Source organism: Pararobbsia alpina (assembly GCF_902859895.1).
In the GTDB taxonomy this organism is placed as follows: Bacteria; Pseudomonadota; Gammaproteobacteria; order Burkholderiales; family Burkholderiaceae; genus Pararobbsia; species Pararobbsia alpina.
The window spans coordinates 1-10892 of sequence record NZ_CADIKM010000079.1; the positions used below are offsets into that span (position 1 = coordinate 1).

Sequence of the window (10892 nt, forward strand, 5' to 3'; positions counted from 1 at the left end):
CATCGCGATGACGACGGCGCTGGTTTCCGCATTGACCAATATTCCGGTGCGTGCGGACGTGGCGATGACCGGCGAGATCACGCTGCGCGGCGAAGTGCTGCCGATCGGCGGTCTCAAGGAAAAGCTGCTGGCCGCTCATCGTGGTGGGATCAAGTTGGTGCTGATTCCGGAAGAGAATGTGAAGGATCTCGCCGAGATGCCCGACAACGTGAAGAATGCGATGGAAATCATGCCGGTCCGCTGGATCGACAAGGTCCTCGAGTGTGTGCTCGAGCGCATGCCGGAGCCACTGCGGGAGGACGGTCCGAAGGCGGCGCCCGTTGCCGAGCACGCCATGCTCGCGGCGGCGACAGAAGTCGTCAAGCACTGATTTGGCGCGCAAATGCGTCGGCGGTTCGTGCCTCAACGCTGCTGACGATATCGGCCAGGCTCAGGCTTCGTCCTGCTTGACCTTCCGAGTGTCGTGGATGGAAATTCGCCAAATTGGTGGAAGTAGTCTTGCGAAAATCTAGCGAAATGAAAGAACCCCCAGCGCATAGCGATGTGTGCCACGGTGGTGTCTGTACCGTGCGCCGCATTCAGGGCGCGGCGCGCGGAATTTAACCGTCGCATTCTCAAGTAGGCAAGAGGCGAGACGCCATATGGACCTTGTCCAGGTATCCGTGATCCAATTTCGCAAACAGATCTGAATCGGGCGAATGCTGAATCGACTTCAGTGAAGCTTCCCGCATTGTCTGTCGATAGAAACGGCGTTGAGCAAGGGTAGAATAAACGCAACGCAACGCGATCCGAACAGAAAGGATGAATCTCGCGAGGATTGACCTCAACCTTTTGCGCGTATTCGATGCGATATTTGAAGACCACAATCTGCTTCTCGCAGGCAAACGGCTAAATCTCAGTCGTTTTGGACCACAAAGCGGTGGCTTGACCAACGCTCGTCAGGCCCTCCGCCGCATCCAATAGCGAAAATCCTGCGCGCGTCGGAGTCAGGCCCGGTCGCAGCGGATCAAGGAGGGGGGCATGTTCATCGGGAACTGTCAGACCTTTGAGCGGATCTGCTCGACAGCGGGCTCGGACCTCTACCGTGGCCGCCGCCTGACGGACGGGATGTCGGTGCTGTTGAAGTTTCCTGCGGAAAACGCCGACGCAGCCCAATCCGCTCGTCTGAAACGCGAATACCTGCTGCTGCAATCGTTAGATTGCGCAGGCATTACCAAACCACTCGCACTGGTCGATGAGCGCGGTGCTTTCGCGCTGGTCCTGGAAGACTTCGCGGGCGAGTCGCTCGACGTCGTTCCGGATCGTGAGCTGCTGAAACATGCTGCATACCCGCCCGCTCGGTGCGGGCTGGGTCTGTTGGTGTTTCGAGAGAGCGGCCAATGATTTGAACCAAGCACGGCTGGGGGACTTCGAAGCGTGAGGCACGTCTTCCGGTCGCTCCATTATTCGAAGCGTTCCGCTGGTTTCTCAGTCATTCGGCTTGTGACCACATTGAGATTTCACCCCGGACGATTTCAAGGTCGAGTTCTCGCCACTGAAGATCGTCGCCGTCTCGGCCCGTAGCTTCTGGGCGCCAACCCTGTTCAAGAAACTCTTCGGCTTCATCAGCACCGACGATTGGCCGGGCGCACCCAAGGACAATATCTTCTGGCCGGGAAATCGGGGAGAGGCGGGGCAAGTGTTGCACGGCTACGAGTCCGCGTGGCTTCCTGCGGCCCTGCTGCAAGATGACAAGCGTCAATCGCTGGCCGACACACTGTTTGCCGCGACGCGCCAATGGAGCGTGTCGCTGCACGTCAACAAGGGCTTGGCGGGCGCGCCGGCCGAGGCGGTCGCTGCGGCGAGGGACACCGCCACGAACCCGGCCGCGCTAGACGCCTTCGCCTTGCTTATCGCCGGGGCGGAGGGTCCGCCAGCCTATCCGGGGATTCAGGGCCATGAGCCCGACACCGAGTTGGCGCGCAGGCACGCGCGGTCCATCGGACAGGCAATGGACGAAGTGCGCAAGCTGGTTCCGGAAGCCGGCTCCTACGTGGCCGAAAGCAATTTTTTCAACGCGCAGTGGCAGCGGTCCTTCTGGGGCTCGAACTACAGCAGGCTGCTCGCCGTTAAGGATCATTATGATCCCGATGGTTTGTTCTTCGTTCATCACGGAGTAGGGAGCGAACGCTGGAGCGCCGACGGTTTCACGAGATTCGTATGAACGACTCGATCGTCGAACCCGTACACGTGGTTCAGCGGAAATCGCATTTCGAAATCGGGTATCGAGGCTTCCCAGCACCTTGGGGGTGCAATCATTTGGCCGTAGCCGGGGGGCTGGCGTTGCCGGCGGAGTGTACGATGAGCGCGTTAGGCGAGATGCGTACCCGGGCGTTTCCTGCACTAGAATAGGCTAGTGCACTGCCGGGCATCGCTGGCAGTATCTAGCCAGCACGACTGCGGGATTCGCTTGGGAGGAATGCCATGCCGACTTACCAGTATCGTTGCGAAAAGTGCGGTGAGATGTTCGAGCATGCCGAACATCTAGCTGAACATGAAACCGCTCATCCGAATTGTCCGAAGTGCGGAAGCGAGATGGTTCGGCACGTACCCACTCCATTTGTGGCGAAAACGTCCAGAAAGAGCTGAAATCTACCTGTTGTCGGGATCGCGTTTGAAGCCGGTCAGCATCGAACCGATCAGATTGTCACGTGTCCAGATGCTCATGATGATGGCCGCGAGAATATGGACGCACATGCAGGCTTGCAGTGCGATTGACAAATAGGTGTGAAGGTTGTCCAGCCAGTCTTCGCCCCAGAAGGCGTCGCTGCGCATCAGCCAGCCGCTCGCTGCCAGTGCGAGAATCAGCAGCCAGAGTGCGATTGCCATCAGGCCGCCGAGCGGATTGTGCGACAGATGATGCAGTGGCTTGCCGGCGGCCAGCGAGCGCGCGTAGTCTTTCAAACGCGCCGGTGTCGGCCACCAGGCGGAGAATCGCGCGTACGGCGTGCCGACAAACCCCCAAACGATGCGACACGCAACGAGGCCCGCAGCGATATATCCAAGTACCCGATGACTCTGATCAGTCGGCCCGAACAGATTCCACACGACGATGCCGGCGACGGTCCAGTGCGTGAACCGCACGCCCATATCCCAGGTTTTGACGGGCATCGCGCGCGCGCCAGGCGTTAGTCAATTTCAGACTTCACGACGGCAAGCGTCTTGGTGTCGTAGTAGATCTCGACCTTTTTGCCCTCTTTGTTGTGGCCGTAGATTTCGTGGCAGTTGCCGTCGACCTTGAACTTCTTGATCTTATAGCCCTCAGCTTCGAGCTGAGCGCGCGCATCCGATTCCTTCATCCACTCGCTCTTCGGATGGGCCGTGCAATCGGCCTTGGCGAACGCCGTGCCGGAAACACCCAATGCGACACACAACGCCAGGAACTTAAACATCCGTCACCTCATGTGCTGGTTGGTCGAGCGCCCACTCTACGTCCAGCCAGATTGGATCGAAAGCTTAGTGTAGGCTTTAAAAGGGGGGGGCGACTAGCGTGGATCAACGAAGAGCACGCAATCGCCGCTGCATTTCGACTTGCTAACTCGTCCTCGTCAAAGCGACGATAAAGTCAAGAAATACCCGTGTCTTGGCCGGCATGTGGTGCCGGGATGGATGGTAGGCATAGAGCGGGAAGCGCTCATCCGGCCAGTCCGGGAACAGGTTGACGAGCCGTCCCTCCCGGATCAGGTGCTCAGCTCCGAGCATAAGCATCTGCGCGACGCCGGAGCCGGCCAGACATGCGTTGAGCAGTGCGCTCGGATCATTCACCGTAAGCCGTCCATTCGTTTCGACAACAAGCTTTTTGCGCTTGCGGTGGAACTCCCACGGATACGGCTTTCCGGTTTCGGGGTTCCGGAATTCGAGACACCTGTGCACCCCGCGACCCAGCTCTTGAGGTTCCGCTGGCCGCCCCCGGCGAGCGAGGTACAAGGGCGATGCGACAGTGACAATCGCGGTGTCGAGGAGCTTTCGCGCAATCAGACTGGATGAGCGAGGTTCGCCAAATCGCAAGGCCAGGTCGAAGCCGTCCATGATGAGCTCGCCGAGCTGATCTCTCGCAATGAACTCGAGTTCAAGTTCAGGATGCACATCCATGAATTCGTCGAGCTTCGGGCCCAGAATGATTCGCGAAAAAACCGGATCGAGATTGATTCGCAGCTTTCCGCGCACTGTCGCGGCGCCTCCTGCCGCGGCCGCGGCCGCTTCCTCCATTCCCCTTAGGTGCGGCATGACCTGCTCGTAGAACCGTCGGCCCTCTTCAGTAAGGGAAACGGCGCGGGTCGTCCGATTGAAGAGCCGTGTTTTGAGCCGCTTTTCGAGTCGAGCGATGGCTCGGCTAACCCCGGGGGGCGACATACCCATGACTTCGGAGGCGGCTGAAAACGTCCCCGCATCGACGGCGGCAGCAAATACGCTGATACCGCTGGAGAGATTCTCGGTGGACGATCTCATAGACGTTGCCTCCTGGTCACGATGACTCATCGGTAACTATGAGTCATTTTATAAGTGTCATTCGTGTCATTTTGTTTCTTATCGCGTGTACCCACAATGCATTCCAACGGTCCGTTTCATTGTTCATTCCAGTTTTCAAGGAGTAGGAGATGACCGTTCAACTCACCCGACGCGACCTGTTGAAGCGAGGATCCGGCCTCCTGGGCGTCGCCGCCGTGGGCGGATCGCAGTACGGCATCGGAATGGACTGGGTGGGCAAGCTTGTTGAGGCAGTGACCGATCAGTCACTGGAGGTCTACTTCCGGGAGCACATCGGACAGTTCGAGCAGGGGCTGTATCACGGCCTGCAGCACGCTTGAGCGCTGATCAGTGATCAAGACACATCTATTTACGCTAGGAGAAACTGCAATGTATGCAATCACAGGGATAACAGGAAAGGTCGGTGGTGCGGTGGCGCGCACGTTGCTCGCAGCGGGTCAGCCGGTACGCGCGGTTGTACGCGATGCCGCTCGGGCACGTTCGTGGGCTGAGCGCGGGTGTGAAGTGGTGACGGCCGACATGGATGACTCGGCGTCCCTAACCGCCGCTTTCGAGGGCACGCAAGGCGTTTTCATTCTGCCGCCGTCCGAGTTCGATCCGTCGCCGGGCTTTCCCGAGGCACGTGCTGTCATTGACGCCGTGCGCGGGGCGCTTCAGTCGGCGGCACCTGGCAAGGTTGTCGGCCTGTCGACGATCGGCGCACAGGCAACCGAAACCAATCTGCTCACGCAACGGACGCTGATGGAGCAGGCGCTTCGCGATTTACCGATGCCTGTGACATTCCTGCGTCCCGCCTAGTTCATGGAAAACGCCGCATGGGACGTTGCGCCGGCCCGGGACGAAGGGACGATCTTCAGCTTTCTGCAGCCGCTCAACAAGGCCGTGCCGATGGTTGCGACGGCGGACGTTGGTCGCGTTGCCGCACAACTTTTTCAGCAGACCTGGAGCGGCGTGCGTGTTGTCGAGCTGGAGGGTCCGCAACGTGTGAGCCCGAACGATTTGGCCGAGGCCTTTGCCCAAGTGCTCGGTCGTCCGGTCCGTGCGGAGGTGGTGGCGCGCGAAACATGGGGCGCGCTGTTCCGGTCCCAAGGTACGAAGGAACCGTTGCCGCGTATGCGCATGCTCGACGGGTTCAATGAAGGGTGGATCGCCTTCGAAGGCGAGGAAGCGGACATCGTCAAGGGCGAAGTGAAACTGGAGACCGTTCTGCGAGGCCTCGTCTCGCAGGCGGGCTAGCGCGGGCGCACCTGGTGACGCGTGCAGGATGTCGCGTCGCCGGTGCTTTCCGCTCATCGTTCATCAAGGGACTAACAGAATCGGTAGCGCGCAGGAAGCGGTCATTCATTTCGCGGGGGTTAGGCTCGCTTCATCGGCCAAACCTGGCATCCATCGGTTGACATGCCGCCCACCGAATGCCTCAGAGCAGCCATTGCTCGGCGGCAGCCCTTCATGGGTAGTTGCGAGGTGTGCGGCATGCTTTTACCATCGCACCGGTCGCGGAGTGTGGTTTCTTCATGAGCTTATGACGTCCGCAGAGAACGATAGTGTGACCAAAGAGAAGGTTGGCTTTGCCACATCAAGCCAAACCAACCGGTCCGCCGGTAACCGAACCTGTGATCAAAAAGAAAGTAGGGAGAACACTGTGAGTGTCACGCTGCAAACTTTGGTAACAATGGAGCAGGTAGATGTCAAGCGTGCGCGCAAAGCCGCGATAGGTGGATTTGTCGGAGCCGTAGTCGATTGGTACGATTTCTTGCTGTACGGCATCGTTGCAGCATTGATTTTCAATTCTGAGTTTTTCCCGAGCGTCAGTCCCGCGATGGGCACGATCGTCGCATTCGCGACGTTCGGCGTTGGCTTTCTGTTTCGTCCGCTCGGTGGCATTGTCTTTGGCCACTATGGAGATCGACTCGGCCGAAAAAAGATGCTCGTGATAACGGTGATGATGATGGGTTTGTCGACTGCTGCGATCGGGCTTTTGCCCTCGTTCGCGTCCATTGGGTGGTGGGCTCCGTCTCTGCTCGTCATGTTGCGAGCCATTCAAGGATTTGCAGTAGGAGGTGAATGGGGGGGTGCTGCTCTCATGGCGGTGGAAAGCGCCCCGGTAAAACGCAAGGCGTTCTACAGCAGTGGCGTACAGGTCGGCTATGGTGTGGCGCTGATCTTAACGACCGGATTCGTGTCGATACTCAGCCAGACACTCGACAACGCTGCATTCAAGGCTTGGGGCTGGCGTATTCCGTTTATTTTCAGTGTGGTTCTCGTCCTGATCGGAATGTGGGTTCGGTCCAGCACGGAGGAATCCAAGGAATTCCAAGCGATCGCCAAGGACGAAAACCGGAAAGCGCGCTTGCCGGTGATCGAGGCCCTTCGTGCTCATCCACGGGCCTTCTTGTTCATCATCGCCTTGCGGCTCGCCGAGCTATTCACGATGTACATCGTAACGGCGTTCGCCTTGAGCTATTCGACACAGAATCTCGGCATGCGCCGCGAGTTCTTCCTGAACATTGGTTTGGTCGTAGGTGCTGTGAGTTGCGTGACGATTCCTCTCTTCGCGTGGACGGCGGACCGGTTCGGGCTTCGCCGGGTCTATATCGGGGGGGCTATCGTGGGCGCCGCATGCTCCGTCCCGTTCTTTCTGGCAATGGAAGCACGCTCCACATACTGGATAGTCTTCTTCGCAGTGATGCTAGCCAACATCGCGCACGACATGATTGTGTCCGTCCAGCAGCCTCTATTCTCATCCCAATTTGGAACGGAGTATCGATATAGCGGGGCAGGGGTCGGATATCAGGTAGCCAGTGTTGTGGGCGGCGGATTCACGCCTTTTATCGCGTCTGCACTGGTACGCGGGGCTAGTGGCTCCTGGCATCCGGTCGCCGCATACATGACGATAGGGTGTTTGATCTCATTGGCAGTGGCATGGGGAATGAAGAAGAACTAATTTCAACGCAAGCGTGAGACAAAGCGGGCGCGGTGCCGCTGTGACGATCTATCCCGCCTCGACCCGCCCACAATACGCCTCGATGGTCCGCTTCCACGCGGGCCGAGCCAGGGGGCGACAACGTTCAACAGGCCCGCTGTTCGATGCCGACAAGACGTGCGTTAAGCAGGCGCGCTAGGGCCGGGCCACCCTCGAGCATGATCGAATCGTGATTCCAGCGGAACGCTAGCCGCGCGAGCGGAGCAAGCGCGACCGCGTTCATCCAGGCACTGGCAGTCCTGACGTGCCAGTCGTAGCGCACCACGGTGTGGCTGCCGTCGGCTTCAAAATGCCAACGTCCCACACCTTCCAGCGCGCCGCTGGCCTCTCCCTCCAGCGCAACGAGCGGCGCGACACGCGTGACGCGCACGTCGATGATCACGCGGTAGGGCAGCACACCCTTCCAGGTGTAGCGATGCACGGCGCCCAAACCGTCGGCCGCGCCCGCCTGCAACTGGCGCACCGCTTCGACATTCTTCCACCACCGCGGCCAATGAATCGAATCGTGGATCGCGTCCCACACCGCCTGCACCGGCGCCTCGATGCGCCACAAAGTGGTTAAACGGAATTCCGCCATCGTTCTCTTCCTCCTTGTTTGCGATGCGGCCCGGCGCGTTCGGGTAGATTCGCGCCAGCATTGCGTGCTGCGAACAAGCGGGCCAAAATCAACCATCATCCATGTCCGGGTATGTTCGAGTATAGGAGGCGGCGATGCGCATAATCGGGGCCACATGGCTTCTGGGCAAGGAAACCGCAGGGCTTTTGTCCCGCGACCACGAGGTAGTCGGCGCGAGCCGCAAGCGGCCTGCGCCCAAGGTGGACATCTCCGACCCAGAAGTGCGTGGTGGAAGACATCACGGTCAAGTGGTATTGGCCGCACGTTGAGCCCGCCGCTCCGCCGGCCCGCGCGATGACGGACGCGCCGTTTGCGGACCGGGATTTCGTTGCCGATGCGCAGGCACACTTCGATGCGCTCGCGAACTATCAGGTCACGCTGAAATCGACATCGGCCGGAGCCGCACCGGTCGAGGTGCTCTATTGCTACCGCAAGCCCGGCTTCGTTCGGATGGACTTCATCCGTCCGCATGCCGGCGCGACACTCATCTACAGCCCCGAAACGGGCAAGGTCACGCTATGGCCGTTTGGCTTCGACACCTTTCCGAGGCTCACGCTGAGTCCCGAAAGTCGCATGATCAAGAGCCCGAAGGGTCACCGCGTCGACCAGTCGGACCTCGGCGCACTGCTCGTCAATGTCAGTGCGCTTCAACACCATGGCGACACGCAGGTCGTCGGCGCTGAGGCTTTCGGCATGCGCCGAGCGTCGCATGTGATCGTGACCGGCAGACCGGGACACGTGGTGGCCGGCGTGTCTCGCTATGAGCTGTGGTTTGATGTGAACCATGGGCTGCCCGTCAAGGTGGCGAGCGATGGCCCGTCGCGCGAGCCGATCGAAACGGTGCTAATGGAAGATCTGCGCATCGATGTGCCGGGGCCGCAGCTCAGGTCGTTTGGCTAGTCGCGCCAATGAGGATCATGAATTACCTGGGGTGCTTATCGAAGCTCGGTATCACCGACGTACTCTCGTGCTGCGCGCGACACCGACTTTAAAAGAGGTCGGGACGTAACTAATGGCCACAAGTGTTCGGAATCGAACGATGTGTCCGGGCCAGCTTGCTTAGCATTGACGCGACCAGGGCCTCGAGTGCACGTCCCGCAGGGACGAAGTCACGACGGCCCCGCTTTGTCGTGCCAAACAGCGGCCACCGTTCATCGTGGAAACGACGCATTAGCCAGTCCGCCCGGCTAACCGGCCGGAATTCCATGGGTTTGAGAGAGGATCGATGGATACAACTTCGTTTGATCGTCAATTCACCCTGATCACTATCACACGCCGCGTGCTGACGCTGCGGGCAGTGTTCATTGCAATTGTCCTCTATGGCGGCATCCTGTTCTGGATCGCGCCTCGGCCGCCGATGGTCGATATCCCGCAGCATGCAGCGCAGATCGCCACATTGCATGACATGCTGCTCGGCAAGTCGCCCTGGCAGCGGATATTGGCCGTCAATCTGTTTACGCCCTACTTGATCGGTTATGGTGTGGCGCTGGCGTTATCGTTTGTGATGCCTGTCGCCGCGGCCATCAAGCTGGCTCTGATGCTGAGCTACTACACATTCGTCTTTGCCTGCGTGCTGCTGCGTCGGCGCTTCGGTGGCGATGCGCGGCTCGACTGGCTGTTTTTGCCGCCCTTCTTCGGTCTTTCATATCAATGGGGTTTCTACCCATTCATGATGGCGGTGCCGCTCGGCTTGCTCTACCTGCTGCTTGCTCTGCGGCACGCTGACCGTCCAAGCCGTTCGACGGGTGGCTGGCTGCTTCTCGCTGGCGTGATCCTGTTCTTTGCGCATGGCCTGATTTTTCTGGTCGCCAACGCGATCGGGGCAGCGTTTGTCCTCGTGCGCAGCCGGGGTCGGCGACTGTCGGAAATCGCAGTGGCGCTGATACCGTACGCAGGTTTCGTTCTCCTGTGCGTGGCCTACGTCGTCTTGAATCAGAGCGCTCAATCGGCCTATCAGATCGGCATACTGGGACACGAGCCGAGACTGTTCATTCACCGTGGCGCCATGCTTTTCATGGCGACATGGGGTGCGGCGTTCTCGCACAAATGGCCGACGGTCCTCGCCACTCTGCTTACGCTGGCAACGGCGCACATGCTCGGCCTGCGTCTGAATCGCAGGGAGCCTGCTGCGTTCGTTCCTCTGGCGGTGCTGCTCGCATACTGGTTTCTCGTCCCTACAGTGGCCATGAACACCAGCTTCATCTACGAGCGCTTTGCGGTATACGTGCTGCCGTTCTATGCATTCCTGTTCGTTCGGCGCGAAGATTCCGGCAGAGACCGCGACGCAAGGCGGCACCGTGATCTCGCCTGTCAGGTGGCGCTCGCCCTTATTTGCATCGCATTTTTCAGTCTGCAGACAAAGCGGTCGCTGGCATTTGCGACGGAGAGCGCGAACTTCGAACGGGTGCTCGCCGCCGCGAAACCCGCCCAGCGGGCACTCATGCTCCCGATGGATCCGCGTAGTCCAGCCGCGGACAATCCGGTCGCGTACATGCACTACGCGGCGTGGTACCAGGCCGACAAGCAGGGGCTCGTCGATTTCAATTTCGCGGAATTCCTGGAGCAGGTCGTGCGGTACCGAGAGCGGCATACCTTGCGGGAGGCGCCCGATCGGCTCTCCTGGATGCCGGGCGCATTCAATTGGGAAAACGATCACGGAGCGGACTACCGCTACTTCTTTGTCCGTGAGTCCGGATCGCTGCCGCCTGCATTGTTGACCAACCGTCTTTGCCCGTTGACCCTGGTGGAAAAGAGCGGCAGCTGGTC

13 protein-coding genes and 2 pseudogenes are annotated in these 10892 nt (G+C 59.7%); 10 read left to right on the forward strand and 5 right to left on the reverse strand.

Translation table 11 applies throughout. The features are described from left to right. A partial coding sequence (locus HV670_RS28220; protein WP_343054510.1) for a S16 family serine protease occupies positions 1 to 370 on the forward strand: 370 nt, incomplete at its 5' end. Positions 371 to 402: 32 nt separating this feature from the next. Here HV670_RS28220 and HV670_RS32485 read toward each other — a convergent pair. Then, on the reverse strand, positions 403 to 777 hold the full coding sequence (locus HV670_RS32485; protein ID WP_425511481.1) for a helix-turn-helix domain-containing protein: 375 nt from the start codon (positions 775 to 777) through the stop codon (positions 403 to 405). Positions 778 to 801: 24 nt separating this feature from the next. On the opposite strand from HV670_RS32485, the pseudogene HV670_RS31560 reads away from it, so the two are divergent. The 4 genes and pseudogenes from HV670_RS31560 to HV670_RS28240 form a co-directional block, all read left to right on the forward strand. Continuing rightward, positions 802 to 903: pseudogene (locus tag HV670_RS31560) on the forward strand (LysR family transcriptional regulator); the annotation flags it as partial. A 117-nt stretch (positions 904 to 1020) separates the two neighbouring features. Beyond that, a complete protein-coding gene (locus HV670_RS28230) occupies positions 1021 to 1383 on the forward strand; it encodes a hypothetical protein (protein ID WP_175108261.1) in 363 nt (120 codons plus the stop codon). 295 nt (positions 1384 to 1678) lie between these two features. Continuing rightward, positions 1679 to 2203, forward strand: coding sequence for a BBE domain-containing protein (locus HV670_RS28235; protein WP_246258054.1), 525 nt, complete (start codon positions 1679 to 1681; stop codon positions 2201 to 2203). A 260-nt stretch (positions 2204 to 2463) separates the two neighbouring features. Continuing rightward, a complete protein-coding gene (locus HV670_RS28240; RefSeq protein ID WP_175108262.1) occupies positions 2464 to 2628 on the forward strand; it encodes an FmdB family zinc ribbon protein in 165 nt (54 codons plus the stop codon). 3 nt (positions 2629 to 2631) lie between these two features. Here HV670_RS28240 and HV670_RS28245 read toward each other — a convergent pair whose 3' ends face one another. The 3 genes from HV670_RS28245 to HV670_RS28255 all read right to left on the reverse strand — a co-directional run bounded on the left by HV670_RS28245 (position 2632) and on the right by HV670_RS28255 (position 4488). After that, positions 2632 to 3150, reverse strand: a complete 519-nt coding sequence (locus HV670_RS28245; protein WP_175108263.1) for a cytochrome b/b6 domain-containing protein — start codon at positions 3148 to 3150, stop codon at positions 2632 to 2634. 17 nt (positions 3151 to 3167) lie between these two features. After that, a complete protein-coding gene (locus tag HV670_RS28250; protein WP_175108264.1) occupies positions 3168 to 3431 on the reverse strand; it encodes a PepSY domain-containing protein in 264 nt (87 codons plus the stop codon). A gap of 142 nt (positions 3432 to 3573) precedes the next feature. Continuing rightward, the gene (locus HV670_RS28255; RefSeq protein ID WP_175108265.1) at positions 3574 to 4488 is read right to left on the reverse strand and encodes a LysR family transcriptional regulator; all 915 of its coding nucleotides are present in this window, start codon (positions 4486 to 4488) and stop codon (positions 3574 to 3576) included. Positions 4489 to 4637: 149 nt separating this feature from the next. Here HV670_RS28255 and HV670_RS28260 point away from each other — a divergent pair, with 149 nt between their 5' ends. The 3 genes and pseudogenes from HV670_RS28260 (at position 4638) to shiA (ending at position 7471) form a co-directional block, all read left to right on the forward strand. After that, complete coding sequence (locus HV670_RS28260) at positions 4638 to 4847, forward strand: twin-arginine translocation signal domain-containing protein (protein WP_175108266.1); 210 nt, start codon at positions 4638 to 4640, stop codon at positions 4845 to 4847. Positions 4848 to 4896: 49 nt separating this feature from the next. Next, positions 4897 to 5763 (forward strand): annotated as a pseudogene (locus HV670_RS28265) (NmrA family NAD(P)-binding protein). A 436-nt stretch (positions 5764 to 6199) separates the two neighbouring features. Then, positions 6200 to 7471: a shikimate transporter gene (gene shiA / locus HV670_RS28270; protein WP_175108270.1), complete on the forward strand. Its 1272-nt coding sequence runs from the start codon at positions 6200 to 6202 to the stop codon at positions 7469 to 7471. 124 nt (positions 7472 to 7595) lie between these two features. Here shiA and HV670_RS28275 read toward each other — a convergent pair whose 3' ends face one another. Continuing rightward, positions 7596 to 8087 carry an SRPBCC family protein gene (locus HV670_RS28275; protein WP_175108267.1) on the reverse strand — a complete coding sequence of 164 codons (492 nt, stop codon included), beginning with the start codon at positions 8085 to 8087 and terminating at the stop codon, positions 7596 to 7598. A gap of 267 nt (positions 8088 to 8354) precedes the next feature. On the opposite strand from HV670_RS28275, the gene HV670_RS28280 reads away from it, so the two are divergent. Both HV670_RS28280 and HV670_RS28285 read left to right on the forward strand, forming a co-directional pair. Next, on the forward strand, positions 8355 to 9026 hold the full coding sequence (locus HV670_RS28280) for a DUF1571 domain-containing protein (protein WP_246258055.1): 672 nt from the start codon (positions 8355 to 8357) through the stop codon (positions 9024 to 9026). A 325-nt stretch (positions 9027 to 9351) separates the two neighbouring features. Beyond that, positions 9352 to 10892: hypothetical protein (locus HV670_RS28285; RefSeq protein WP_175108268.1), on the forward strand; the 1541-nt coding region annotated here is incomplete at its 3' end.